Genomic DNA, 25,361 nt, shown 5'->3' with positions numbered 1-25,361 from the left:
GAGCAGATTCTCAAAGAGGGCACTGTTGTTATGGCTGATCCAACAAACGAAGACAGGAGTGAAGGAAATGAGATTAGCGGCTACAAAAATCCGCTTTTGCCAGCCAGTGAATGGGGATGGCACCCGGTCGGTCTTCGAATTACGCTGAATTGGTTGTATCACAAGTACCAAATTCCGCTTTTTATTGTGGAGAACGGGCTAGGTGCAGTGGATACGCTTGAAGAAGAAAGTCTTGTTCATGATCCATATCGAATTGATTATCTCAGCGGTATGTAGAAGAGATGAAAAAAGCTATCCTGAAGACGGTGTGAAAGTACTGGGTTATACGCCTTTTGGGAAGTATTCACCTTGTCCAGTGCAGAAACAGGAGAGATAAGAAGAGATATGAACTGATCTACGTGGATAAAGACAACGATGGAAATGGCACATTGAGAAGGGTGAAAAAGGGAGGTATATGGTTTTTACGCAATTGATGCTATTCATTTGTTCTCCTTTTTGTTACGTGCAGAAGCCGTTTATGAATTGTGCGCAATATTTTTTCAATAATGATAAAATGGTGCTGCTGGTTAAACGTCAGAAAGTTTATGAATGTTTATTGCAGAATTCCTATGCAAGAAGAAAGAATTTACATAAAAAATGGATGCCCTTTCCTTACAATGTAAACGTAACCATTATGATTGGAGCAGGAATCCACCGTTTGGTAAAAAATGAAGTCGGGATGAATTTTTTTGAATCTTTTTGAAGAAAAATGATTGTTTTTTATCAAGTTTGTGGTACGATATGAACAGTTGGAGGAATGAAGATGCTGACGGAAGAAAGATACAAGTTAATAATACAGCGCTTACAAGAACGTGGTGTTGTAAAATTGCAGGAATTAGTTGATCTGTTGGGAGCCTCTGAGTCAACGATTCGGCGTGATTTGATAGATCTTGAAGGCCGTCAGTTACTAAAGCGGATTCATGGCGGGGCAACCTTGCTGAATCAGAAAAGTCAGGAACCTGGCATGGAAGAAAAAACATTCAAAAACGTTCAACAAAAAAATGTAGTCGCCCGTATGGCTGCCAAAGAAATTTTGGATGGCGAATGTATTTATCTGGATGCGGGAACAACAACGATGGCGATGATTCCTTACATTGAAGCTAAAGACGTGACGGTCGTGACAAATGGTCTATCCCACGTAGAAGCACTGGTAAGCAAGCGAATCAGAAGCTATCTGCTGGGAGGGATGATGAAAACTCATACCAAAGCGGTAATCGGGAGTATTGCCCTACAGAATTTGGACAATTTTCGATTCGACAAGTGCTTTCTGGGAACGAATGGGGTAGATGTGGAAATGGGGTATACCACCCCTGATCCTGAAGAGGCGCTGATTAAGCGGCGAGCTCACCAGCTGTCTGGCAAAACTTATGTGTTGGCGGATTCCAGTAAAATTGGAGAAGTTACCTTCGCCAAACTGTTCGAACTCAAGGAAGCTATCCTTATTACCGAATCGGTACCTGAAAGCTCACGCCGATCCATTGCTCAGAAAACTAAGATAATCGAGGGATAACGATGATATATACAGTAACGCTGAACCCTTCTATTGATTACATCGTGGAAGTTGACGATTTGAAGCTTGGTGATTTGAACCGGATGAAACGAGATTTAAAATTGCCGGGTGGCAAGGGGATTAATGTATCCCGGATACTTAACCAATTGGGAGCAGACAGCACAGCCATTGGCTTTCTCGGCGGATTCACAGGCAGGTTTATCAACGATACTTTGCGGGAAGAATCCATTAGAACTGATTTTGTAATCATCGAAGACGATACACGGATCAACATTAAGCTTAAGCATGGCGATGAGACGGAAATTAACGGCTTGGGACCTTCGATTCGTGAGCATGAGGCGGATGCGTTGGTACAGAAACTATCAGGTCTTCAGAAAAATGACATTGTCGTCTTGTCGGGAAGTATCCCGCCGTCTCTTGGAGGAGACTTCTATGATCGGCTGATTCGCGTATGCCAGCAAACCGGGGCTGAATTCGTCATCGACACCACAGGTGAAGCGCTGATGAAGGCACTGGTCCATAAGCCGCTGCTCGTCAAGCCGAATCACCATGAGCTGGCTGAGCTATTTGGCGTAACCATTAATTCAAAGGAGGAGATCGTCAATTACGGCCGTAAACTGCTGGAAGCAGGTGCAAAAAATGTACTGATTTCCATGGCAGGAGAAGGTGCATTGTTCATTACGGCAGAGGAAGTGTATCACGCAAATGTACCAGCAGGAACGGTTAAAAACTCAGTAGGCGCAGGTGATTCTATGATTGCTGGATTCGTGGGTACACTCGCTCTGCTTGGCGATCCGATCGAAGCATTCCGTACAGGAGTGGCATCCGGAAGCGCAACCGCATTCTCCGATGATCTGGCTACTAGAGAGAAAATTGAACAATTACGGCCGCAAGTCACGATTTCAAATTGGTAATCCCGCTACATCATGAGCTTATTATGCGTGTTTTGTCTACACGCTGACCTAACTTAGGAGAGTGTGAATAATGAGAATAACAGACCTGATGATTAAAGAAACGATGATCATGGATTTGCAGGCTACGACAAAGGACGGGGCGATTGAAGAACTCATCGCGAGTCTTGAAGCAAGTGGCCGCATTAATGACCGGGCATTGTTCAAGGAAATGATTTACAAACGCGAAGCAGAATCCAGCACAGGAATTGGTGGCGGCATTGCGATGCCGCATGCCAAGACCAAAGCTGTGAATGAAGCGACCGTGGTTTTCGCCAAAAGCAGCAAAGGCGTAGAATTCGAATCGCTGGATGGGGAGCCTGCAAAAGTGTTTTTCATGATTGCAGCTCCAGAAGGAGCAGCTAACACGCATCTTCGTACGCTCGCAGCTCTTTCCCGGCTGCTAATTGATACCAATTTCATCGATAAGCTGATGAAAACGCAAACACCGGACGAAGTGTCGGAGCTGTTTGATGCCAAGCAAGCGGAAGAAGAGGCAGCTAAAGAAGCAAAAGAGGCGAAGAAAGAGGCTGCCAAAACACAGAAAACGCCGGATGTTATCGTTGGTAACCCGAATTCAGACGAGTTTGTGGTTGCGGTAACTGCCTGTCCTACAGGTATTGCGCATACGTTTATGGCTGAAGACGCTCTCATTAAGAAAGCGACAGAAATGGGTGTAAATATCCGGGTAGAAACGAATGGCTCGGAGGGTGCGCAAAACGTACTGACAGCGGATGAAATTCGTCGTGCCAAGGGTGTAATCGTCGCAGCTGATAAAAAGGTTGAAATGGCCAGATTTGACGGTAAGCCTGTATTGCAAAGACCGGTAAGTGACGGTATTCGTAAATCTGAAGAACTGATTCGCAAAGCGCTCAACGGCGATGCTCCAATCTACCGTAGTGAAGGTAAGGGGAACGCAGAAGAGACGAGAGCAGAAAAGACCAGCGTCGGTAGTAAAATTTACAAGGATCTCATGAACGGTATCTCTCATATGTTGCCGTTTGTTGTAGGCGGCGGGATTTTGCTGGCCATTTCCTTCCTGTTCGAACAGGTATGGGGAGCAGAGAATCCGATCGTCAAGCTGCTGCAAACGATTGGCGGCGGAACAGGTGCGTTCCACTTCCTGATTCCGATACTGGCCGGGTTTATCGCGATGAGTATTGGGGATCGTCCGGCATTGATGCCGGGTATGGTTGGTGGTCTGATGGCCGTAAACTCAAATGCAGGCTTCCTTGGCGGTCTGGCAGCAGGTTTCCTTGCTGGTTATGTGGTTATCTTCCTGCGCAAAGCATTGGCAGGTCTGCCAAAAGCGCTGGATGGCTTAAAACCGATCTTGTTATACCCGGTATTTGGCCTCCTCATTGCAGGCGCGATTATGTTCTATCTGTTTGATCCGATTTTCGGCGGTATTAATACATGGCTTGTTAATGTTCTGAACAATTTGGGTACGGGTAATGCAGTCATTCTGGGTCTCATTCTGGGTGGAATGATGGCGATTGACATGGGCGGACCTTTCAACAAGGCGGCTTACGCATTTTCTATCGGTGTCTTTACTTCCAGTGGCAACACAAACGGAGCTATGATGGCAGCTGTTATGGCGGGCGGTATGGTACCTCCGCTGGCAATCGCACTCGCTTCGACGTTCTTCAAAAATAAATTTACCGAGCAAGAGCGCAAGTCTGGTTTGACGAACTATGTACTTGGCTTATCCTTTATTACAGAAGGTGCCATTCCGTTCGCAGCTGCTGACCCGCTGCGCGTACTAACCTCTTGTATCGTAGGTTCAGCAATTGCTGGTGGTCTAACGCAGCTCTGGAAAATCAATCTTCCAGCTCCGCATGGCGGTATCTTTGTAGCAGCTCTTGCCAATCATGCCTTGCTGTTCTTGCTTGCAGTGGCAATTGGCTCCGTGGTTTCCGCGCTCATTCTGGGATTGTGGAAAAAAACGCTCGAAGCAAAATAACTGCATAAAATCTTCATCGTCTTCCTAAACGCAAAACCGCTAAACACTCGTTAACCGAGATGTTTAGCGGTTTTTTTTGATGTTGATTTGGGTTCGGGAGCTGACTTGTAGCCTCCTATAAATCCGGTTTAAATAGACTTGGGCAGTTGCGCTAACCATTGCTCCTTAATCAGCTGCATAAACAGCTTTTGGGCTGAAGACATATACTGCTGATGCTGGATGTCCTGTAATAGTCCAATAGCGATATTAGGGTCTTTTAGCTGGAGGGGAATGACGACCAGTTCGTCTGGCAAAGATAATGACGATAGAACCACTCCAACTGAAGAGATTGTTTTTACGAATGAGGGTATAGACGAAATTTGGCTGACAGTATACAAAAAAGGCATCGACGGGAAGCGGGAAAATTCTTTTTCCAGCCGGATAGAGTACAGGCAGCTTTTACCTCCGGCTATAAGCGGGTATTCATACAAATCCTCCAGCTGAAGCTCACTTTTTTCCACCAAGGGATGTTTACGGGACACGATAAAAGCAATTTGTTCGTGATATATCGGTTCAAAGTGTAAGGAGGGAACCGAGTGAGGTTCCCCGCAGATTGCAAAATCCAGCGTACGGTCCATCAGCGCGTTCGAGAGTGTATCCGTGTTTCCAACTGTAAAATGGCACGTAATATTCGGCTTATGCTCCCGAAACCGCTGCAGAACAAAGGGGAGTATGGTAGCCGCTACCGTTTCAATCACACCGATATGGAGCGTGCCGACTTCCTGCTTTTTCAGAGATTTGGCCTGGTCCAGCACAAAATTCCAATGCTGAATAAGCCCATCCACCTCTTCTGCATACACTTTGCCTGAGGCCGTTAATTCCGCATCCCAACCTCTTTTAAAAAGCTGAAATCCCAGCTCTTTCTCCAGCCTTTGGATTTGGTTTGTGACTGTAGACTGTGCGTAGTTTAATTTGGCTGCAGCTTTTGAGAAAGTTCCTTCTTCGATAATGGTACGAAATGTAGTTAGCTCTTTTAGATCCATGCGCACTCATCTCCATCGACAAAAATGAATTTAATTATGATTATTTTCAATTATACAGATGAAGATAGGCAGAGTACAATCATATTATTCCAATGGATTGGAGAGATGAACATGCCATTTGTACGCATAGGTTATATGGAGCAGCAATATACAGAGCAAGAGCTACCCTGCATTAGCTACTGTATTTTGAAGGCCCTAATTGAGCATTTTCAGGTACCGGAAAAGGATTACTTTCAGGTTTTTCATGCTCATAAGCAAAGCGAGTTTTATTATAGCCCGGATTATTTGAATGTACCCAGAACAGACAAGCTGTTGTATATCCAAATTACAATGGGATCAGGTAGAACTACGGAACAAAAAAAGAGTTTTTACCACAGGCTAGCCGAGCTCCTATCTACTGAGTGTAAGATTAGGTCGAATGATGTATTTGTAACACTGGTGGAGACTGAATTTGAAAATTGGTCCTTTGGCAACGGACTTGCTCAGATGATTTTGTAGCTAGAAACTGCACACTGCACTATTAGGAAGGAAAGGAAGCGTTGAACAAATGAAGCACAAACTAATCATATCGAGCGCCCGGGAAATGCTAGGCGATTTTGCACCCGCTTTTGTGAGCTATACGGAGGACGTCCTTTTTGGGGATGTTTGGAGGAGAGAAGCATTGTCTCTCAGAGAACGGAGCCTCATTACAGTTGCCGCTCTGGTAGCGGGCGAGCATGTGAATCAGCTCCCCTATCATCTGATTTTGGCCAAGCAGAACGGTATTTCCGAGGAAGAACTGGTTGAGGTCATGACACAACTTGCCTTTTATGTAGGATGGCCCCGGGCAGCTTCAGCTATTCAGGTTGCCAAAGACGTATTTTCCAAAGAAAAAGAGGGTTGAGTATAAGCCACTTTTTCGAAAGTGGTTTCTTTTATTTTTAGACATGTGCTCAAGTGTTATATAATAGAGAAAACTCAAATCGAGAGGACATCAAGCAATTGACCTTACAGCAATTAAAATATGTCATCGAGGTTGCCAATCGTGGCTCTATGAATGAGGCGGCAAAGCGGTTATTTATATCCCAGCCCAGTCTGTCGAACGCGATTCGGGATCTGGAGGAAGAAATCCATATCACCATTTTTGACCGAACCAATAAGGGAATCTCTTTGTCCAAGGAAGGCGTGGAATTTCTTGGTTATGCCCGTCAGGTTGTTGAACAGGCAGAACTGCTGGAAAGCCGCTACCTGGATGCCAAGCCTTCGCCACAGCATTTTGCCGTATCAACACAGCACTATGCATTTGCCGTAAATGCATTCGTCAATTTGGTGAATCAATATGGACAGGATGAATATGAGCTGGCTTTGCGGGAGACGAAGACCCATGAAATCATACAGGATGTAAAAAGCTTGCGTAGTGAGATCGGAATCCTGTACTTCAACGAATTTAACACCAAGGTCATAAACAAGCTGCTAAAGGATGCGAATCTGCAATTTAACAGCCTGTTTATCGCAAAGCCTCATATTTTTATCAGCGCCAACAATCCGTTGTCCCGGCAGTCCATTGTAACGATTGATCAGCTTCACCCTTATCCGTACCTGTCCTTTGAGCAGGGGGAGTATAATTCCTTTCACTTTTCCGAGGAAATTCTCAGCACGTTGTCGCATCCCAAAAACATTCGTGTCAATGACCGGGCGACCCTTTTTAATCTGCTGATTGGCTTGAACGGCTATACCATTTCTACGGGGGTCATCAGTGCTGATTTGAATGGGAATGAGATTATTTCCGTGCCTTTGGAATGTGATGAATCTATTAATGTGGGATGGATTTGTCATAAAAATGTTGCGCTCTCGAAGCTGGCTACCGTTTATATAGAAGCGCTGCATGAGGCGATAGGGGAATAAAAGATGGGGGTATAGCTTTAGGCTATAACTAGCTATAGTTTATTGGAGTTACCTTATAACTGAAAATGTATGTTATCTTTCTTTCAAGAACTCCAATACCGAAGCAAAAAGGAGATAACCCTAATGAGCAGCATCCTTGACCATGCATCCCAACGTAAAGTGACTCCGTTCAGACATGATATCGTCGGCAGCTTTTTGCGTCCGCAAGCCATTAAAGACGCCAGAGCTCAATTTCAAAATCACGAAATTTCTGCGGACGAGCTGAGAAAGATTGAAGACAACGAAATTATTAAGCTGGTAGAAAAGCAAAAATCCGTAGGGCTTAAAGCTGTGACAGATGGCGAATTCAGACGCTCCTGGTGGCACCTTGATTTTATGTGGGGCCTGGATGGTGTGGAAAAGACAGAGCTGGCCAAAGGCTACCAATTCCAAGGCGCAGAGACCAGGGCTGAAACCGCACGCTTGTCCGGTAAAATCGGCCATTCCCGTCACCCTTTCATTGAAGATTTCAAATTCCTGAAGCAAGCAGCAGGTGATGATGCCATTGCCCGCCAAGCGATCCCTGCACCGGCACAATTTCTGGCCGAGCTGTTACGCGGAGAAAATAAAGAAACGACAGATACCTACTACAGCAATCTGGATAAGCTGGTAACGGATATCGCTCAAGCTTACAAGTCCGTCATCCAGGCGTTATACGATGAAGGCTGCCGCAGCCTGCAACTGGATGATTGCACATGGGGCATGCTCTGCGATAAAAACTATTGGGAAGCCAGACAGCATGCAGATGAAAATATAGAAGAAACCAAAAAGCTGTTCGCCCGCGTGAATCAAGAGACCGTGAACGATCTCCCGGCAGACTTGGTCGTTACAACTCACGTATGTCGAGGCAACTACCATTCCACCTGGGCGTCCTCTGGCGGCTATGAGCCTGTTGCTGAAACCCTGTTCGGTATCGACAACATCGACGGCTACTATCTCGAATTTGATACCGACCGTGCTGGCGATTTCACACCGCTCAAGCATCTGAAGGACCAGCAGGTGGTATTGGGTCTCGTTTCCTCCAAAACGGGTGAGCTGGAAGACAAGCAGACCATCATTAACCGCATTAAGGAAGCGAGTCAATTCGTCGATATCAACCAAATCTGCCTGAGCCCACAATGCGGCTTCGCTTCAACAGAAGAGGGCAATATTCTGACGGAAGAGCAGCAGTGGAAAAAGCTTGCTTTCATTAAAGAGATTGCGGACGAGATTTGGAAGTAAGATTTTAGGGGAACGGGGTCGAAGAGTTTCAGGATAAAAAGCACGCCACTTGTGAGCGTGTTTTTTGGTTTGAGAATCTGCCTGCCTACAGGAATTATGAAATGTCATCGTTCCAGATGCGGATAAAATTAGATTGACAATAATTCATTTACAGGATTAAAAATTGCTTTTTATGTTTTTTATAGGGTGTCTCATAAAATAATACATCCTTTGATTAAGGCATTTCTTCAAGCAGCAATGGAATAATGGCTTAGAATTTGTAAGCTTGGTCCTTCTTTTGACACACTCAGAAAGGGCCTTTTGCTAATCGTTTTTATTAAAGGTTGAATACTGGGATTTTTGTTTTAAGGGAGGAATTAAATTGCTAAACGATTCTGAAAGAGAAGGTATATTTAAGGCCATTTTTGGAAGGAGAGATATTCGATCATTTAATGGAAAACCCATATCCAAAGATAAGTTAAACAATATATTAATGGCTGGTCATCATGCACCTTCCGTTGGTTTTATGCAACCTTGGGATTTTATTGTCATTGACTCTCAAGGGGTTAAAGAACGATTGGCACATGCATGTCATAAAGAAATACAAGCGTTATCCATACACTATGAAGATGAAAAAAAGACAAGATTTCTCTCGCTAAAATTAGAGGGGATCAGAGAAGCGCCTATAACGATCTGTATTACATGTGACCCCACAAGAGGTGGTGGACATGTACTTGGGCGAAATTCAATTCCTGAAACAGATATTCTATCCGTCGCCTGTTGTATCCAAAATATGTGGCTGGCGTCTTATGCCGAAGGAATAGCTATGGGTTGGGTTAGTTTTTACAAGAAATCAGACGTGCGAGAAATACTAAATATTCCGCCACATATTGACCCTGTTGCTTTGATTTCATTAGGATACACGGATGTTTATCCTAGAAAACCACTTTTAGAACAAGAAGAGTGGGAGAGACGTCGAAATCTGAATAATCTAATACACCATAATGTTTGGGAATAACGGAAACGTTAATTCAGCAAGGAACTATCTTATTAAAGGTAGTATCTTCGTAAATAATTGGGATAAATATCCTTTGATGGATTCTAAAGTAGTGACATCCTCAATTAATCTTGTAATAATAGGTAAGTGAGTCTATACGCCTAAAATATTGGGTAGATAGTCTTGGCTTAACACAACATACATGAGAGGACAAAAGAGATGAAGAAGTGGGTTAATATTTTTACGGCAGGAATGCTGGCGACTTCCATATGGGCTAGCCCCATATTAGCGGCCGACAGTTCACACCATGCAACAAAGGAGGACAGTTCTACTACCTCTCAACCTTATGGGGATATGGCGAACCACTGGGCAACGGATAACGTTACAAAATGGAGCCATCGTGGAGTGGTTTCGGGTGTGGAAAACGCTCGTTTTGAGCCAAATCGTCCGATTACGAGAAGCGAATGGGCTGCTTTGCTAAATCGTGCATTTCAAATACAGCCTGGACAAGCTGTATCTTTTACCGATGTAAATAAAGACGATTGGTTTGCTCCAACTGTTACGGATGCAGTTTATGCTGGGTATATGAAAGGATTCGAAGATGGCAGCTTTCGCCCTACGCAAGGATTAAGTAGAGAAGAAGCGGCAGTGACCGTAAACCAATTACTTCAAATTCCTTCTTCCGATACCAATAAAACCTTTAAAGATAGCGCCTCTCTGCACAATTGGTCCCAAAAGGCCGTTAATGCTGTAGTGGCAGCGGGTATTATTGAAGGTTATCAGAACGGTACATTTCAACCCAAAAAATCGTTGACTCGTGCTGAGGCGGTTACGATTCTGGATCGTGCTGTGGATCATTTTGGTGCTTGGTATGGAGAATCAGGAACGTATGGACCTTCGACTGGACTCGCCAAGCAGGCAGGCAATGTTGTCATCAACACAACGGGGATAACGCTTCAAAATACGGAAATCGCAGGTGACTTAATTATTGGTAAAGCTGTTGGGAAAGGCGATGTGTTTCTGAAAAATGTTAAAGTCCACGGTCAGACATACGTTTACGGGGGTGGAGAAAATGGTCTTCATCTGAACAATTCTGTGCTGGTTAGCATCATTGTAAACAACGTGGATGGAACTGTTCGTTTGGTTGCAGAAGGTGCAACGTCTATCAGCGAAATAAAAATCAAGACGGGCGCAGCCCTAGATGTCTCACAAGGGGCAAGTGTTAATCGAGTTACTCTAACAAATGAACTCCCTACAAAATCCAATGTCAGCCTTACAGGTTATTTCCACACTGTGAATGTTGAAGCATTCGCTACGAATGTAAATATTCCAAATGGGCAGATTGATATGTTAAATGTAGCTGACAACGCTAAGGGTACAACTATAGATATAGCAAAAGAGTCTTCTATTCTCTCGCTGGTACTTCATGCTGCTGCCAAAGTAATAGGATTAGGTTCTGTTGATAAGGCCATAGTTAATGCTGAAAATGTTTCTTTTCAAACAAAACCAAAAACTGTAACAAATGGCGGCAAGGTAAGTAGTAATGTTAAGGTCACAATAGGCAACTCGACAAATACTTTGGGATCACAGGGGACAACATCATCAGGTGGCGGCGGGGGTTCTTCCAGTAACTCTAATGAATCTGATAAATCCAAAAATAAAGATAAGAAAGATAATACTCCTCAAACTCGAGAAAACAACAGCGGGGACTTTGAAATTTCTGTTCCTAAAAAAGTTGTAGCTGTTGGAGAGGCCGTTTATTTTACGAGCTCTCGTGATGGGGTAGCATATTTTTCAAATAATATTGATATTGGAAGTATAACCTCTCTTGAATTAGGTGTTGAAAGTGGAAAGGTCCAAAAGATTGAAGTTGAGGCTAATAAAACGGTTAGTTTTTCAACATATGCTATTAATAATTATGAATATCCAAGAAATTTCGAATTCAATCTGACTGTTTATGACAAGAATAATAACTATGTTAATGAAGGTATTACTGTATTCGATGAGAATAAGACAATTGTTGAGAACCCTATATTTTTACATTATCCGGCATGGGAAAATGAACTTGATAAATTCTCTTTTAATTATAATCGCTTGATTACCGTTAATAAAGGGAAAACCACAAATAATATAGTTCAATGGGCAATTGGTGACGGTCCGTTTCTCCCATTTACAGAAAAGGATGGTGAGGTGGAAGTAAAGGATAATAAAATTATAGTATCCACAAAAAGTTTAGAAGATCGAGTGAAATATAAATTCCAAATAGTTGCAGATGCTGTAGTAACACGGAATGGCGAGGCAAATAAAGAATACTATACCACAGAATTTAGAAAAACAGTAAGAATCACAATGATTCAGCCTAGCGGTGAGGCATTCAACGTTAAAAAAGGAGGCGATATTACATTCTCTCTTTCAGACGTTGCAAAAGTGTATCTGATAAATACATTTGATTGGGAAAGCCAAAGTATCGTTTGGGAAAGCGACTTCAACGATTTGGTAGCAGAAAACCGGGGTAAAAAGAGAATTGTTACGGATGATGAAGTAAATAAACCAGTTACTATTTCTACAGGCGAGTTGCCGCCTGGAAACTATACACTTTATGTTTGGGACGGACAAATCTTGGAGTTGGAAATTATAGAATAAAACTGAATGCCGTAGGTAAGTGAACAAGCATTACGATATTATAAGTGGTCAGGAAACTTTTCCTGACCACTTTTTTGTGACGCCCGGCATGGGCGTCATCTTTAGGATGAATGTCCCGAATGGGGGCTAGCCGCTCCCTCCTACTCGATTTTTTATGACTAATTACTACGAAGATGAACACGACCAACATTAGCAATGCGATCCTCGGCGTAAGCCCACGATTAAAAAGGTGCACATTTAGACTTGCAGCCACGAGGTATAGCGACGAAGCCTGATTTTCTTCATACCATAGAGAATGCTTTAAGTAAGGAGGGATTTAGATATGTGAGGGAAGGCCTTTTTGGTGCAGGATAGATGGTAGCCTTGGCATGTTGTCTGGTCTAGCAAGCCTTGCTATACTTTACATACAGGGGGAATTTTCCTTAGTGATTTGGTATATAGGGATGGCGACATACGTGGAAAAATGGAAAAGGCTATCTCCACAGATTACGCATTTGTAGAGACAGCCCTTAATCCGTCTACTGATATTTTACAATAAGGGCATTACTGATTTGGCGCCCAGGTGTGGTGAGGTAAGAACCATTATAATACAGTCCACTGGAAGCACCGCCGTCCAGATTCATGGCCTGGTAAGCACCTGCTTGCTTCATTATTTGGGCGAGCTGCGGAATGGTGGCTCCGCCTGTGGTCAGGAGGATCAGCTTATGATCCCGGGTAATTCCGAGTGCGCTTCTGGCTGCGCCGCCTGTTCGTATTTTGGGGTCCTTAAAGCCTTCAGCTTTGACATTCAGGGTGACCTGGCCATTCGTTACTAGACGAGGTCCGGCTTGCAGGGCGCCATCAACGTTCCCTTGGCTTAACCGCTGCTCAAAGGCAGGACCCGAAATCAGCTCAGCCAAATGATTAGCATCATAGGAGAATACGGTTCGCTGGTCGCCAGAGCTTTTCTTTAACATTTTACCGTGGCTGACCAGGTAGCCGTAAGGGATTTTGTAGGAACTTTTGGTATAGGCATCAAAAAATGTGCCATTGATGGCTACAATCGCTTGATTGCGTTTGGCGATCCTGCTTAAGTCTTCCACCTTGCCAATCGTATTGCCTGCCAGGGCTACATTCAGACTCACCTTGGGATGGAGCATAGAGATGGTAACTACCTTGGCGGAAAAGGTGCGTGACCCCACTTTAAAGGTATGATGAGCCGTCGTGATCGGAGAGGTGCTGCCGGGGAGCTTGCCAGTGAGTACGGGCAGCGTAACGGACGTTGCGCCTTGTTGAATGCGGACGGCTGAAATCTCCTTTTGCCATGAGACCTGCAGGTTTAAATGCTGGCTGATGAACTGCAAGGGGACATAGGTAGAGCCGTTGTTGGTAAAAGGAGCATCTGGCATGCGAACCGGCTGGTCATTGACCTTGGCGGTTGTTTGTCCCACAAATAATGTAAGCCGGGTATTGCCCTGCGTAATTTCTATCTTTTTGTCCGCTGCCGTCATGCTGAGCGTAATTCCTCCATAGCTGCTTAGGAGCCGAAGCGGGATAAAGGAGTGGTTGCTCTGATCCACATAGACCAGCATAGGCGATGGTGCAGCAGCGTAGATCGGGGTTACAAGTAACAGCAAGGACAGCATAACAAGCGTGGTAACTCTCTTCATGAATGAATCAATCTCCTTATGTAGTTCTTGATACTTTACGAGGTGCTTGTACTTATATCGGGTTTGATGAGTTGCAAATGTATACTTACCTGGATTATGAAGAGGTTAAGCTAGATACATAAGCTGGATGGGGAAAGTAAAATGAGCAGAATGAATGGGTTGAAACAGAAAGCGGCCGCCAAAGTGGCAACAGAAAGGAAAAGGATATGCCGCAGATATAATACTTATATTCCGCAAATGATGATAAAAGCAAATTCTGATAAGCTGAATTTAAAAACACATGCAGCATAACAGCACATCGTCATCGTGCTAATAAAGAGGAAAGAGGTGCAGGCACATGGACAGGAAAGCGGATATGCGCTCATCCATGAAGGAGTTATTTGCACAGATGGATGAAGCTTTGTTTATGGATGTGGTGGAAAATGTCCCCTTCGAAATGCGAGACGGGGTTGTTGATAAGGAAGGCTGGATCAAGTGGAAGCCTCTCCCTTCGCAGATTACAGAGCAGGAGGTCCGGGAACTGGAGGAAACCTTCCATATTGAACTGCCTTCTTTGCTGAAAAGCTTTATCATGTCCTATCATTATGTAGCTTTACAATTCGATAACGAATCTATTCCGGGAGTATACTGGAGTGACTGTACTTTTGTAGAATTTCCACGCCTGCCTGTAGGTCAAGGCTTAAAGGCGTTTTATGATTTGATCCATCAATGGTCGCCCTTGCTGTCAGCAGGCTATATTCCATTTGCGATTGCAGAGGACGATCAGGGCCCCGTTTGCTTGAATGCTGGCAGCAGACATAAGGACGGCGATTATCCTATTGTTTGGTTCTTTCATGAGGATTTGCGGCATTTGGATGAAAACGAGCTGCGGGATAGAAAAAAACTGATTCCCCATGTGCAAGGATTGTTTCCATCCTCAGTTGAAATGTTTAACGTCATGTTTAAGCAAATTAAGCACTAGTATCTCTACTAAATGGAATTCTACTGCACGTATAACTATGATATTGACATAAAAAATGAGGAATGTTATAAAAAAAGGTAGGCTGGCACTCGAATGATGGGAGTGCTAACAAAACTGAATCGTTTGCATGACTCATACCCGCTGGCCTTACATAGGTTCGAATCTGAAAGGAGATACCAGAATGGAGAAAAAACAGTTTCAGGCTGAGTCCAAGCGTCTGCTCGAAATGATGATTAACTCGATTTATACGCAAAAGGAAATTTTCTTAAGAGAGCTGATCTCCAATGCAAGCGATGCGATTGACAAAATTTATTACAAAGCACTGACAGATGATCAACTGGTCTTTGACAAAGAAAATTACTATATCAAAGTCACTGCTGATAAGGAAAACAGAACGCTAACGCTGCGTGATACCGGGATTGGGATGACCCAGGAAGAGCTGGAAAACAACCTGGGCGTCATTGCTAAAAGCGGCTCACTGGCATTCAAAAATGAAAATGAATCCAAGGATGGTCATGATATCATCGGCCAATTCGGTGTCGGCTTCTATTCGGCTTTCATGGTGGCGGATGTTGTTACAGTGACTACCAAAGCCTTGGGCAGCGATGCGGCTTATAAATGGGAATCCACAGGTGCAGACGGATATACGATTGAGCCGGCTGAGAAGGACGAGGTCGGTACCGAGATTGTTCTGAAAGTCAAGGCCAACACGGAAGATGAGTCCTATGACGAATATTTGGACGAGTATCGTTTGAAGGCACTGATTAAAAAATACTCTGATTTTATCCGCTATCCGATCAAAATGGATATTACAGGCAAACGTTTGAAAGAAGGCAGTGATAACGAGTACGAGGATTACGAAGAGGAACAGCGTATTAACAGCATGGTTCCCATCTGGAGAAAGAACAAAAGCGAGCTGACCGACGAGGACTATCACAACTTCTACGCGGAAAAACGCTATGGCTATGACAAGCCGCTCCAGCATATCCATGTTAGTGCGGACGGCGCGGTAGTGTACCAGGCTATTTTGTTTATTCCTGAAAATATCCCTTTTGACTACTACTCCAAGGAGTATGAAAAAGGTCTGGAGCTATATGCCAACGGCGTGCTGATTATGGAAAAATGTCCTGATCTGTTGCCGGATTATTTTAGCTTTGTTAAAGGTATGGTAGACTCCGAAAGCCTGTCGCTCAACATTTCCAGAGAAATGTTGCAGCATGATCGACAGCTGAAGCTGATTGCCAAAAATATCGAAAGCAAAATTAAAGGCCAGCTGTTGACCCTGCTCAAAAATGACCGGGAAAAGTATGATCAATTTTATAAATCCTTTGGCAGACAATTGAAATTTGGTATCTATAATGATTATGGCCGCCATAAGGAAACGCTTCAAGACCTGCTTATGTTCTACTCTTCCACAGAGAAAAAACAGGTTACGCTGGACGAATATGTAGCTCGTATGCCTGAGGAGCAGAAGTATATTTATTATGCTTCCGGAGAGTCCAACGAGCGTATTGAAAAGCTGCCGCAGACCGAGCTGGTGGCTGACAAAGGCTACGAAATTTTGTACTTCACCGATGACATTGATGAGTTCGCTATTAAAATGCTCTTAAACTACAAAGAGAAGGAATTCAAGTCCGTATCGAGCGGTGATTTGGGAATTGAAGCTGACGAAAATGAGAAAGAAACCGAAGCGGAGCAAAACGACCATAAAGAGCTGTTCGAATACATGAAGGGCTTGCTGGAAGGCAAGGTAACCAGTGTCAAAGCCTCCAAGCGCTTGAAGACGCATCCTGTATGTCTGTCCGCAGACGGTGAATTGACGATTGAGATGGAAAAAATCTTGAACGCCATGCCGAATAACGCTGATGTCAAAGCAAATAAAGTGCTGGAAATCAACGTAAACCATGCGGTGTTTAACTCTTTGAAAGAGGCTTTTGCCAATGACAAGGAGAAGGCCAATCTCTATACGGCTTTGCTGTATAATCAGGCTTTGCTGATCGAGGGCTTGCCGCTGCAAGATCCGGTTGAATTCACGAACGATATTTGCAAAATCATGGTTTAGCCCATTTTCCCATGAATAAAGCCGTTCCCATATCGGGAGCGGCTTTACTCATGATGAAAACACTGGGGACACTACTTGCTGCATTCAGTACAATGTTAACCTGATTTTGGGATTTGTAAAATTTTTGTGACATGCTGCTGTGAATTTTGACACAGCAAATTATCGTTTTTCTTGATTATTTGGTAGGATGTCTTTATAATCATTTTGTTTGCAAGATTGATTAGCGATTAGCGTATGGAATAAGGAGGTTATTTATTTTGGGAAAAGCATTGATTATTGGCGCCGGTGGCGTGGCCAGCGTTGTGGTGCATAAATGTTGCCAAAACCCAGATGTATTTGAAGAAATTTGTATCGCAAGCAGAACTGTTGAGAAATGCGATGCGCTTAAAGAGAAGCTGGGTGGAGGCCGTACGAAGATACAAACGGCTCAGCTAGATGCTGACAACACCGACATGGTCATTGACTTGATTCGAAGCTTTCAACCGGATGTAGTTATCAATGTGGCTCTCCCTTATCAGGATTTGACGATAATGGATGCTTGCCTTGAGACAGGTGTTCATTACGTTGATACGGCGAACTATGAACCGCCGGATACGCCGAAGTTCGAATACAGCTGGCAATGGGCCTACAAAGAAAGATTCGAAAAAGCGGGAATTACAGCTCTGCTGGGCAGCGGTTTTGATCCAGGCGTAACTGGAGTATTTACGGCTTATGCCCAAAAGCACTATTTTGATGAAATTCATACGATTGATATTGTGGATGCGAATGCAGGGGACCACGGATATCCTTTTGCAACTAATTTTAATCCGGAAATCAATATTCGCGAAATTACGGCGAAGGGCCGTTACTTTGAAAATGGAGAGTGGATTGAAACTGAGCCGCTTTCTGAGAAAAAGGTATATGACCTTCCTGAAATTGGACCGAAAAACATATATCTTTTGTACCATGAAGAACTGGAATCTCTTGCAGTGAACATTAAAGGCGTGAAAAAAATCCGCTTCTGGATGACGTTCTCGGACAATTATCTGAATCATTTGAACGTACTTCAAAACGTAGGCATGACTTCCATTGAGCCTATTGAGTATGAAGGACAACAAATTATTCCACTGCAATTCCTGAAAGCTATTTTGCCGGACCCGGCTTCGCTGGGACCAAGAACGAAAGGCAAAACAAACATTGGTTGCATCATCCAGGGCATCAAAGATGGAAAGCCAAAAACATATTATGTTTACAATGTTTGTGATCACGAGGAATGTTTTGCAGAGGTTGGCTCCCAAGCCATTTCCTACACGACAGGTGTTCCTGCCATGATCGGCGCTATGCTTATTATTAAAGGCATTTGGAAAAAACCAGGCGTTTACAATGTTGAGGAATTTGATCCAGATCCATTCATGGAAGCACTGAATAAACACGGATTGCCATGGCAAGAGAACTTTACGCCAACGCTGCTTGATTGAGGGGTCTGCGATGAATATTGATATAACCGGACTTCCATCACCTTGCTACCTTGTTGACGAAAGACTTCTTGTCAAAAACCTTGAGATTCTAAATTCCGTTCAAGAGCGAACAGGCTGCAATATACTGCTCGCTCTTAAGGGATTTTCGATGTTTTCGACCTTTCCTCTGGTTGGAAAATACTTAAAAGGCGTAACCTCCAGTTCATTGTTCGAGGCAAGACTCGGTCGCGAAAAAATGAACAAGGAGGTGCACGTATACGCACCTGCTTATGTGGACAGTGAATTTGATGAGCTGCTGGAGTATGTGGACCATATCGTCTTCAATTCCTTTGATCAACTGAGACGCTTCAAAGGCAGAGTGCAAGGCGTAACTTCCAAAAAAATCGACATCGGAATTCGGGTTAATCCGGAATATTCGGAAATCGAAACTTCGTTGTATGATCCTTGCTTCAACAACTCCAGAATGGGTGTAACCCTGGCTAACTTTAAGCCTGAGGAGCTGGACGGAGTAGACGGTATTCATTTTCACACGATGTGTGAGCAGAATTCAGATACGCTGGAGCGCACCATTAAAGTCGTGGATGAGAAATTCGGGCCATACATTAAGCAAATGAAATGGCTCAATTTCGGCGGTGGTCATCATATTACCAGAGAAGACTATGATCTGGACACCCTGGTTCGCTGTATTCAATATTTTCAGGATAAATATGGTGTGCAAGTTTATCTGGAGCCAGGTGAAGCTATCGCTCTGAATACCGGATATCTGGTTGCTACTGTCCTGGATACGATGAAAAATGGAATGGATATTGCCATTCTGGATACTTCGGCTGAATGTCATATGCCTGATGTGCTGGCTATGCCTTACCGCCCGAATATCATTGATGCAGGTAAGCCAGGTGAATATGCACACACTTACAGACTCGGCGGGCTTACTTGCCTGGCCGGAGATATCATTGGGGACTATTCTTTTAAAGAGCCATTGAAGCCGGGAGACAAGCTTGTATTCTGTGACATGGCCCATTACACCATGGTCAAAAACCACATGTTTAACGGTGTCAACCTGCCAGCCATCGCCAGCTATAACGACGAAGAAGGCATTAAGGTGATCCGTCAGTTCTCTTACGAGGACTTTAGCTCACGTTTGTCGTAGAATCTAGACGTTGTGAAACAAACTGAGCCAAATGAATGAAATAACTGAACTACCAAAAGCCGCGCCCTGGAGATGGGCGCGGTTTTTGTACACCCCTTCTATCGGGAAATTGCCTGAATTTTTTTGGATACATATAACGTATGATATACTTATTTAATTGGAAAACGATTAATGCAGATTGGATAAATGAAACAGGGCGATAGGAAGAGGTGAATGAACCATGTTCGATCCGACGGTGTTTGATAATTTAAAAGTGGCGATGGAAAATGAGGTTTACGACCTAGATAATCTGGATTCCCGCATTGAAATTACGCAGCGGATTGATAGATTAGAAATGTCGGTGATGTCGCGTGAATTTGGCGTACAGTTCAGACTAAAAGGACACCCGGGTGTGACGGCAGAAGTTCGCTTAAAAGCAGATTTAAGCAATTTGGCAGCAGAGATTTTGGAATTGGAAGATCAGATTCCGGGATGTAGATTGCTGCTGCGTTTTGAAATGGAGATTCATGAGATTGAGACGCAATGCAGCCGGATTGAAGATATACTGATCCAAATTTGGAAGCCTGATCTTCGGCCAGTACAAACACTTAGTCTAATTTATGGAGGGAAGGCATCTACATATCATAACAGGGTTGAACTCCGGTTTTCCAGGCAAATTAACGAAGATCAGATGGAGGATATTCCAGAACTGCTGGAACATATTTTGCTGACGCTTGTGGAATTGAACAAAGTCTAAAAAGTTAGATTCCCCGCAACAGGACATAGCCTGTACTATTGGAGGAATTAGGCGAAAGGAGTCCTGGAGATCATAAAATGAATGAACACGATTTCTCTAAAATATATGCGATCATGGAAGCTTCTTTTCCAGCATCAGAATGCAGGACGTTTGATTCACAAAAAGCTTTATTGAAACGTCCCAGCTATCGCCTCATTACTGAAAAGAATGAACAAGGCCATATAGTCGCATTTTTGGCAGGCTGGGATTTTATGCATTTTCGGTTTGTAGAGCATATTGCGGTGGACTCGAGTATACGTGGTGGCGGACGGGGTAAAAAGCTCATGAGCAGGTTCATCTCAGAGTCTGATACCCCGGTCGTACTGGAGGTTGAGCCGCCAGTGGATGAATGGACTCGGCGAAGAATCCGGTTTTATGAGCGTTTGGGGTTTCATCTGAATCAGTTTGAATATGTACAGCCTCCTTTAAGACAAGGACAGGCTGACTTGAGGCTGCAAATCATGAGTTACCCAGTTGAGCTGTCAGAACAGGAATTTGCTCCGTACAAACAGCTTTTATATACTGAGGTATACGGGCTTAGAGCTTAAATGAGAGAATATATCATCAGTTATATAAGAAAGGACTCTGCTTATACCGTATTCCTACGGAAGCACAGTCTTTTACTTTATTGGGCTGAAGGTGCTTCATTATGTTACTGTCTTGTCCAAACCATGATAAACTCTTTTTCGCCAGTTTCGGAATCCATAGCTTCCTCTTGAATGATAAAGCCGTTTTTAGTATAAAAGTTAAATGCTTTCGTGTTCGACTGATATACCTTCAATTGAATCTCAGCATGTTGCTGTTTGACCCAATCCAACAGCAGCTTGCCATATCCCTTCCCCTGAGCGCCAGCACGTATAAACAGAGCCGCCAAGTATCCATCGATCATGGAAACGAAGCCGCCAATAGTATGTTCATCCTGCATAATAACGTAGGTTTGAGCGAGGGGAAGGTACTTGTTCTCCATTGCGGTAACTTGTGATGTCCAATATGAAGGAGCAATAAAATGATGGGCTTCTATGGAGGCTTCCAGCCAGATGGCTGCCAACTCCTTGAATTCTTCTACACTCGCTGGTCTAATAGACACGGTATCGCCTCTTTTCACAGTATGTAACTTTATTCGATAGCTAATATGCTGAAATAAAAAAAGGCCGTCTTGTGGACGGTCTTTCTACCCGTGGCGCTTGGCTAAAGCCTTAATCCGTATCCCGCGCCTCCGTTAACTCTGAAAATTAGAGAATAGCGGACCGGGTAAGGGATACGTTCAACATATGATTACTAATGTTGACGCACCTCCTTTCCTGATGCGCTCATCTTACCATATATGGTGTTTGATATCCAGGTTTTTTGTATATTTTCAGAGGTCATTTATAAAAAATATAATATAAAAACTTCTTGATTTTATAGTCTATGAGAGATATAATCTTAATTACGGTGATCGAAAACATCGGTGTTTATAATAGCATGCGGTCGTGGCGGAATTGGCAGACGCGCACGGTTCAGGTCCGTGTGGGCTAACCCCCCGTGGAGGTTCGAGTCCTCTCGACCGCATCCACTTAACAATGAACGAGCTCTTGAATTTCCTTTGGTGGAGGTTCAGGAGCTTTTTGCATACTCGGAATTTGTGAGGTATTGCTCATCACTTGAACTAACACCGTTAGCAAGCAGCAAGCTGGCACAACTGTGTCGAAGATCGTGAAACCGAATCCGCTGCAAGTTATGATTTTTCAGGACGAGTGGAAAAAGTCTCCCGAGGCAAACTCGTAGTCAGCGTAATCGTCGCAACACTGGTTTGGGTTTTGGGCTCCATTTTGGAACAAACCAGGATCGGGTGTTGAACCTTGCAAATACCGACATGGTCAATGGGAAAAAGATAGTCTTCCTGGCGATTTTGTAAATCGGTCATTTGTTCCTTGTCCGCCGGTTTATTTTCGGGAACCCGAAACGTCGCTGCCGTTCCGGTTTTGCGGGGAGAATCTTTTGGTTCTTGCTTGGTTGCATCGTATACACCTCATGATTGTGCGGTGCGGTTCAAGCGGATTGATGGCTTTTTTGCCGTGATTGATGATTTGCCTGAGACCGATCATGCACATGGATTTATTCGTAATATCTACTAATAAAGCTTACTATAAAATCCGGGTTGGGTAGCTTTACATTCTTCAAACCATAGGTTAATCCTATTGAAATGATAATAATTATTAGATTGAACGATACCATTGATCAGATTATTCTAAATAGAAATAGAATTAAAGGGTTTAGCGCTTTTTTGGGCGAGAATGCCTTGTCCATCGAATTGAACAATATTTCGCCCCTGGATGCTCTGCACCAACTGGTCGGAGTTATTGAATAAGCGCAACGCTTGGTCGCCGATGCTTTCGGCGCACATGGAAGTAGGCCCTCCCATTATAGGCATGAAAGATTTAACTGCTCGGAACGTTAAAGTCATAGTTGAGACAACAGCGATAAGCTAAAGGGGGCGTCGGAATGAATCATTTAGATCAACAAGATCCTGCAATAGCCGGAGCGATCCGGCAGGAACTGGAAAGGCAACACGATAAAATCGAAATGATCGCTTCTGAGAATTTTGTAAGCCGAGCGGTCATGGAGACAATGAGCACGGTTCTGACCAACAAATATGCGGAAGGCTATCCCGGAAAAAGGTATTACGGGGGTTGTGAATACGTAGATCTCGTTGAGGATCTGGCCAGGAATAGGGTCAAGGAGCTGTTCGGCGCAGAGCATGCCAATGTTCAGCCTCATTCAGGAGCCCAGGCCAACATGGCCGTTTATTTCGCTTCGGTAAAATCCGGAGATACGATTCTCGGTATGAACCTGGCACACGGCGGCCACTTGACGCATGGAAGCCCCGTGAACGCTTCCGGAATGATGTATAACTTTGTCCCTTATGGGGTTAATGCTCAAACCTTCCGCATTGATTTTGATGAAGTTCGAAAGCTTGCTCATCGGCATAAGCCCAGAATGATTGTCGTAGGGGCAAGCGCTTATCCGCGCACGATCGAGTTTGGGCCCTTTGCCCAAATTGCCGAGGAGGTAGGCGCATTATTTCTCGTGGATATGGCCCATATTGCAGGAATCGTAGCCGCTGGCCTACACCCGAATCCTGTCCCACACGCTCACTTTGTCACGACAACGACTCACAAAACCTTGCGTGGGCCAAGAGGAGGAGTTATTTTATGTCGTAAATCCTGGGCGCAAGCGATCGATAAAGCGGTATTTCCAACTACCCAAGGCGGTCCGTTTATGCATATCATCGCAGCTAAGGCCGTCGCATTCGGCGAGAACGCCCAGCCTGAGTACAAGCTATATATGCAACGCGTTATTCAGAACGCCAGGCTGCTCGCGGAAAAGTTAATGGAAGAGGGTTTACAAGTCGTCTCGGGCGGCACGGACAATCATCTAATCCTTCTGGATTTGCGCAATATCGGACTGACCGGACAAGTGGCCCAGCAATTGCTGGACGATATCGGAATCACAGTCAATAAGAACGCGATTCCTTTCGATCCGACAAGTCCTCACGTCACGAGCGGGATTCGGCTAGGAACGCCCGCGGCGACCACCAGGGGGATGGGAGCTGAGGAAATGAAAGAAATTGCCGTCATTATTGCACAGACCTTAAAACAACCTCAACGTTCAGACATAAAGGAACAAATGAGAGCCAAGGTGAAAGACATTACGTCTCGCTTCCCTTTATACATGAACGAAATGATCAGGAATTAGGGGGGGGCTGCTATGAAGCGTAACACGACTTGTGCCCAAGAAGCATTTTTGGAAGCAAATCGGGTGATTCCGGGTGGGGTGAACAGCCCGGTTCGCGCGTTTACTAGCGTTGGTACGACGCCTGTATTTGTGAGCCGAGGTCAGGGGGCTCGTGTTTGGGACATCGATGGGAACGAATATATCGATTACATCGGCTCATGGGGGCCGTTAATTTTGGGTCACGCTCATCCGAAGGTGGTCGAGTCTATTCAAATGGAGGCGATTCGAGGGACGAGTTTCGGTTTGTCCACGCAAATCGAAACGAAGATGGCAGTACAGATTTGCAATAGTCTTCCATCCGTCGAAATGGTCCGCATGGTCAACTCAGGTACGGAAGCCGCCATGACCGCAATTCGCTTGGCCAGGGGGTACACCAAGCGGCAAAAAATCGTGAAATTCCAAGGGAACTACCACGGACATGCGGATGCTTTATTGATCAAATCAGGATCAGGCGTGGCCACGTTGGGTTTGCCGGACAGCCCGGGAGTGCCTGATAACGTTACCATGAATACGATCACGATTCCTTACAACAGTCTGGAAAGCATCCAGCTTGCATTCGAACGGTATGGCGAACAAATCGCTGCCGTTATGGTCGAGCCGGTCGCCGGGAACATGGGCGTTGTTCCGCCATTGCCGGGGTTTCTTCAGGAACTGAGGGAAATTACCGCGAAATACGGAAGCCTCCTGATCTTCGACGAGGTGATGACGGGATTTCGTGTAAGCTATCAGGGGGCGCAAGGATTGTACGGAATCGAACCGGATCTCACTTGTCTCGGCAAAGTGATCGGAGGAGGGCTCCCTGTCGGCGCTTACGGCGGCAAACGCGAAATCATGGAGCAAATCGCTCCCGTCGGTCCCATCTATCAAGCGGGCACGTTATCGGGCAATCCGCTCGCCATGTCGGCCGGGTATCGAACATTGCGCCTGCTCGAAGAGCCCGGAATCTATGAAGAGTTGGATCGAAAAACGGCGAAACTGGCGGAAGGTTTTATGCAAAATGCAAGGAGGATCGGCGTGCCCTTAAAAGTGAATCGCGTAGGCTCCATGCTTTCTCCTTATTTTACGGAGCAAGACGTTGTGAATTATGAAACCGCGCAACGATCAAATATGCATCGGTTTAAGAAATACCATGCCGCGATGTTGGACCTCGGAATCTTAACTGCGCCCACACCCTACGAAGTTATGTTCGTATCGACCGCGCACTCAGACGAAGATATCGAAAACACGATAGAGGCCCATTATCAAGCCTTAAATACGATAAAGAAAGAAAGCGGGGATTGACC

The 25,361-nt window shown here is 44.6% G+C and carries 24 protein-coding genes and 1 tRNA gene; 21 read left to right on the top strand and 4 right to left on the bottom strand.

Going from position 1 to position 25,361, the window contains the following annotated elements; all coding sequences use genetic code 11:
* The first annotated feature begins 30 nt into the window (after positions 1–30).
* From JO375_RS20030 to JO375_RS20015, 4 genes are all read left to right on the top strand, one after another.
* Positions 31–276 (top strand): family 1 glycosylhydrolase, encoded by a 246-nt coding sequence (locus JO375_RS20030; protein ID WP_229526120.1) that lies wholly within the window; start codon positions 31–33, stop codon positions 274–276.
* A 526-nt stretch (positions 277–802) separates the two neighbouring features.
* On the top strand, positions 803–1,549 hold the full coding sequence (locus tag JO375_RS20025) for a DeoR/GlpR family DNA-binding transcription regulator (protein WP_229526119.1): 747 nt from the start codon (positions 803–805) through the stop codon (positions 1,547–1,549).
* Between the two features lie 2 nt (positions 1,550–1,551).
* Positions 1,552–2,463 carry a 1-phosphofructokinase gene (gene pfkB, locus JO375_RS20020; RefSeq protein ID WP_229526118.1) on the top strand — a complete coding sequence of 304 codons (912 nt, stop codon included), beginning with the start codon at positions 1,552–1,554 and terminating at the stop codon, positions 2,461–2,463.
* A gap of 70 nt (positions 2,464–2,533) precedes the next feature.
* The gene (locus tag JO375_RS20015) at positions 2,534–4,462 is read left to right on the top strand and encodes a PTS fructose transporter subunit IIABC (RefSeq protein ID WP_229526117.1); all 1,929 of its coding nucleotides are present in this window, start codon (positions 2,534–2,536) and stop codon (positions 4,460–4,462) included.
* Between the two features lie 128 nt (positions 4,463–4,590).
* Here the strand turns inward: JO375_RS20015 and JO375_RS20010 are convergent, their stop codons facing one another.
* On the bottom strand, positions 4,591–5,484 hold the full coding sequence (locus JO375_RS20010) for a LysR family transcriptional regulator (RefSeq protein ID WP_229526116.1): 894 nt from the start codon (positions 5,482–5,484) through the stop codon (positions 4,591–4,593).
* 111 nt (positions 5,485–5,595) lie between these two features.
* Between JO375_RS20010 and JO375_RS20005 the strand changes: the two genes are divergently transcribed.
* From JO375_RS20005 to JO375_RS19980, 6 genes are all read left to right on the top strand, one after another.
* Positions 5,596–5,982, top strand: a complete 387-nt coding sequence (locus JO375_RS20005) for a tautomerase family protein (protein WP_229526115.1) — start codon at positions 5,596–5,598, stop codon at positions 5,980–5,982.
* A 49-nt stretch (positions 5,983–6,031) separates the two neighbouring features.
* Positions 6,032–6,367, top strand: coding sequence for a carboxymuconolactone decarboxylase family protein (locus JO375_RS20000; RefSeq protein ID WP_229526114.1), 336 nt, complete (start codon positions 6,032–6,034; stop codon positions 6,365–6,367).
* A 98-nt stretch (positions 6,368–6,465) separates the two neighbouring features.
* Positions 6,466–7,368, top strand: a complete 903-nt coding sequence (locus tag JO375_RS19995; protein WP_229526113.1) for a LysR family transcriptional regulator — start codon at positions 6,466–6,468, stop codon at positions 7,366–7,368.
* Between the two features lie 123 nt (positions 7,369–7,491).
* Positions 7,492–8,628 (top strand): 5-methyltetrahydropteroyltriglutamate--homocysteine S-methyltransferase, encoded by a 1,137-nt coding sequence (locus tag JO375_RS19990; protein ID WP_229526112.1) that lies wholly within the window; start codon positions 7,492–7,494, stop codon positions 8,626–8,628.
* A 361-nt stretch (positions 8,629–8,989) separates the two neighbouring features.
* Complete coding sequence (gene bluB, locus JO375_RS19985; protein ID WP_229526111.1) at positions 8,990–9,625, top strand: 5,6-dimethylbenzimidazole synthase; 636 nt, start codon at positions 8,990–8,992, stop codon at positions 9,623–9,625.
* 198 nt (positions 9,626–9,823) lie between these two features.
* Positions 9,824–12,247, top strand: a complete 2,424-nt coding sequence (locus JO375_RS19980) for an S-layer homology domain-containing protein (protein WP_229526110.1) — start codon at positions 9,824–9,826, stop codon at positions 12,245–12,247.
* A 518-nt stretch (positions 12,248–12,765) separates the two neighbouring features.
* On the opposite strand, the gene JO375_RS19975 is transcribed toward JO375_RS19980, so the two are convergent.
* Positions 12,766–13,896, bottom strand: coding sequence for a phosphodiester glycosidase family protein (locus tag JO375_RS19975; RefSeq protein WP_229526109.1), 1,131 nt, complete (start codon positions 13,894–13,896; stop codon positions 12,766–12,768).
* A gap of 337 nt (positions 13,897–14,233) precedes the next feature.
* Between JO375_RS19975 and JO375_RS19970 the strand changes: the two genes are divergently transcribed.
* From JO375_RS19970 to JO375_RS19945, 6 genes are all read left to right on the top strand, one after another.
* Positions 14,234–14,857 carry an SMI1/KNR4 family protein gene (locus JO375_RS19970; RefSeq protein ID WP_229526108.1) on the top strand — a complete coding sequence of 208 codons (624 nt, stop codon included), beginning with the start codon at positions 14,234–14,236 and terminating at the stop codon, positions 14,855–14,857.
* 181 nt (positions 14,858–15,038) lie between these two features.
* Positions 15,039–16,919 (top strand): molecular chaperone HtpG, encoded by a 1,881-nt coding sequence (gene htpG / locus JO375_RS19965; RefSeq protein ID WP_229526107.1) that lies wholly within the window; start codon positions 15,039–15,041, stop codon positions 16,917–16,919.
* Positions 16,920–17,176: 257 nt separating this feature from the next.
* Positions 17,177–18,376, top strand: coding sequence for a saccharopine dehydrogenase family protein (locus tag JO375_RS19960; protein WP_229526106.1), 1,200 nt, complete (start codon positions 17,177–17,179; stop codon positions 18,374–18,376).
* A gap of 10 nt (positions 18,377–18,386) precedes the next feature.
* Positions 18,387–19,526: a carboxynorspermidine decarboxylase gene (nspC, locus tag JO375_RS19955; protein ID WP_229526105.1), complete on the top strand. Its 1,140-nt coding sequence runs from the start codon at positions 18,387–18,389 to the stop codon at positions 19,524–19,526.
* Between the two features lie 220 nt (positions 19,527–19,746).
* Entirely contained in the window at positions 19,747–20,262 is a 516-nt protein-coding gene (locus tag JO375_RS19950) for a hypothetical protein (protein WP_229526104.1), read from the top strand.
* A gap of 77 nt (positions 20,263–20,339) precedes the next feature.
* Positions 20,340–20,849, top strand: a complete 510-nt coding sequence (locus tag JO375_RS19945; RefSeq protein ID WP_229526103.1) for a GNAT family N-acetyltransferase — start codon at positions 20,340–20,342, stop codon at positions 20,847–20,849.
* Positions 20,850–20,953: 104 nt separating this feature from the next.
* Here the strand turns inward: JO375_RS19945 and JO375_RS19940 are convergent, their stop codons facing one another.
* The gene (locus tag JO375_RS19940; protein WP_229526102.1) at positions 20,954–21,388 is read right to left on the bottom strand and encodes an N-acetyltransferase; all 435 of its coding nucleotides are present in this window, start codon (positions 21,386–21,388) and stop codon (positions 20,954–20,956) included.
* A 379-nt stretch (positions 21,389–21,767) separates the two neighbouring features.
* Between JO375_RS19940 and JO375_RS19935 the strand changes: the two genes are divergently transcribed.
* Positions 21,768–21,852: transfer RNA gene (locus JO375_RS19935), tRNA-Leu, on the top strand.
* Positions 21,853–22,018: 166 nt separating this feature from the next.
* Here JO375_RS19935 and JO375_RS19930 read toward each other — a convergent pair.
* Positions 22,019–22,207, bottom strand: coding sequence for a GTP cyclohydrolase, FolE2/MptA family (locus tag JO375_RS19930; protein WP_229526101.1), 189 nt, complete (start codon positions 22,205–22,207; stop codon positions 22,019–22,021).
* A 7-nt stretch (positions 22,208–22,214) separates the two neighbouring features.
* Here JO375_RS19930 and JO375_RS19925 point away from each other — a divergent pair, with 7 nt between their 5' ends.
* The 4 genes from JO375_RS19925 to hemL all read left to right on the top strand — a co-directional run bounded on the left by JO375_RS19925 (position 22,215) and on the right by hemL (position 25,359).
* Positions 22,215–22,418 carry a hypothetical protein gene (locus JO375_RS19925; RefSeq protein ID WP_229526100.1) on the top strand — a complete coding sequence of 68 codons (204 nt, stop codon included), beginning with the start codon at positions 22,215–22,217 and terminating at the stop codon, positions 22,416–22,418.
* 86 nt (positions 22,419–22,504) lie between these two features.
* Positions 22,505–22,651 (top strand): hypothetical protein, encoded by a 147-nt coding sequence (locus JO375_RS19920; RefSeq protein WP_229526927.1) that lies wholly within the window; start codon positions 22,505–22,507, stop codon positions 22,649–22,651.
* A 134-nt stretch (positions 22,652–22,785) separates the two neighbouring features.
* A complete protein-coding gene (locus JO375_RS19915; protein WP_229526099.1) occupies positions 22,786–24,039 on the top strand; it encodes a serine hydroxymethyltransferase in 1,254 nt (417 codons plus the stop codon).
* Between the two features lie 12 nt (positions 24,040–24,051).
* A complete protein-coding gene (hemL, locus tag JO375_RS19910; protein ID WP_229526098.1) occupies positions 24,052–25,359 on the top strand; it encodes a glutamate-1-semialdehyde 2,1-aminomutase in 1,308 nt (435 codons plus the stop codon).
* Positions 25,360–25,361: the final 2 nt, after the last annotated feature.

Source organism: Paenibacillus farraposensis, assembly GCF_020736845.1.
Taxonomy (GTDB): Bacteria; Bacillota; Bacilli; order Paenibacillales; family Paenibacillaceae; genus Paenibacillus; species Paenibacillus farraposensis.
Note: the sequence above shows the minus strand (reverse complement) of the source record. Positions and strands in the feature narration are given on the sequence as shown.

Excerpts from the sequence above, each read along its gene's own strand:
- JO375_RS20015 (WP_229526117.1), top strand. The coding sequence starts at position 2,534 with ATGAGAATAACAGACCTGATGATTAAAGAAACGATGATCATGGATTTG.
- JO375_RS19990 (WP_229526112.1), top strand. The coding sequence starts at position 7,492 with ATGAGCAGCATCCTTGACCATGCATCCCAACGTAAAGTGACTCCGTTC.
- JO375_RS19980 (WP_229526110.1), top strand. The coding sequence starts at position 9,824 with ATGAAGAAGTGGGTTAATATTTTTACGGCAGGAATGCTGGCGACTTCC.
- htpG (WP_229526107.1), top strand. The coding sequence starts at position 15,039 with ATGGAGAAAAAACAGTTTCAGGCTGAGTCCAAGCGTCTGCTCGAAATG.
- JO375_RS19970 (WP_229526108.1), top strand. The coding sequence starts at position 14,234 with ATGGACAGGAAAGCGGATATGCGCTCATCCATGAAGGAGTTATTTGCA.
- JO375_RS20010 (WP_229526116.1), bottom strand. The coding sequence starts at position 5,484 with ATGGATCTAAAAGAGCTAACTACATTTCGTACCATTATCGAAGAAGGA.
- JO375_RS19950 (WP_229526104.1), top strand. The coding sequence starts at position 19,747 with ATGTTCGATCCGACGGTGTTTGATAATTTAAAAGTGGCGATGGAAAAT.
- JO375_RS19975 (WP_229526109.1), bottom strand. The coding sequence starts at position 13,896 with ATGAAGAGAGTTACCACGCTTGTTATGCTGTCCTTGCTGTTACTTGTA.
- nspC (WP_229526105.1), top strand. The coding sequence starts at position 18,387 with ATGAATATTGATATAACCGGACTTCCATCACCTTGCTACCTTGTTGAC.
- JO375_RS20000 (WP_229526114.1), top strand. The coding sequence starts at position 6,032 with ATGAAGCACAAACTAATCATATCGAGCGCCCGGGAAATGCTAGGCGAT.
- JO375_RS19930 (WP_229526101.1), bottom strand. The coding sequence starts at position 22,207 with ATGACCGATTTACAAAATCGCCAGGAAGACTATCTTTTTCCCATTGAC.
- JO375_RS20005 (WP_229526115.1), top strand. The coding sequence starts at position 5,596 with ATGCCATTTGTACGCATAGGTTATATGGAGCAGCAATATACAGAGCAA.
- JO375_RS19945 (WP_229526103.1), top strand. The coding sequence starts at position 20,340 with ATGAATGAACACGATTTCTCTAAAATATATGCGATCATGGAAGCTTCT.
- hemL (WP_229526098.1), top strand. The coding sequence starts at position 24,052 with ATGAAGCGTAACACGACTTGTGCCCAAGAAGCATTTTTGGAAGCAAAT.
- JO375_RS20030 (WP_229526120.1), top strand. The coding sequence starts at position 31 with ATGGCTGATCCAACAAACGAAGACAGGAGTGAAGGAAATGAGATTAGC.
- JO375_RS20025 (WP_229526119.1), top strand. The coding sequence starts at position 803 with ATGCTGACGGAAGAAAGATACAAGTTAATAATACAGCGCTTACAAGAA.
- pfkB (WP_229526118.1), top strand. The coding sequence starts at position 1,552 with ATGATATATACAGTAACGCTGAACCCTTCTATTGATTACATCGTGGAA.
- JO375_RS19915 (WP_229526099.1), top strand. The coding sequence starts at position 22,786 with ATGAATCATTTAGATCAACAAGATCCTGCAATAGCCGGAGCGATCCGG.